This window comes from Monashia sp. HAY1-5C (genome assembly GCF_056755255.1).
Genome location: NZ_JBPGXG010000539.1, coordinates 1 through 253, shown reverse-complemented (window position 1 = coordinate 253; position 253 = coordinate 1). Strand labels below are relative to the sequence as shown.

Annotated in this window: 1 protein-coding gene; it reads right to left on the bottom strand. The window is 73.5% G+C overall.

All coding sequences use genetic code 11. The features are described 5' to 3' along the window. Positions 1 to 253 (bottom strand): hypothetical protein (locus tag ACR9ZK_RS22700; protein ID WP_481344184.1); only part of this gene is annotated, 253 nt, incomplete at both ends.

The following is a 253-nucleotide window of genomic DNA, read 5'->3' as shown; positions in this document are numbered from 1 at the left end:
AATTCCATGTTCGACTGGCCCGAGCACAGGTAGACGTCGCCGAGCAGGATGTCGGCGCGGCTGACCGTCTGCCCGTCCGAGGTCGCGGTCAGCGCGTACGGCCCGCCCGCCGATTGCGGCGGCAGCTGCACCTTCCACTTGCCCTGCGCGTCGGCGCTGGCGCTCGCCGTCTGGCCGCCCAGGGCCACGGTCACCTTGCCGCCCGCGCCGGCCGTGCCCCACACGGCAATGGGCTGGTCGCGCTGCAGCACGG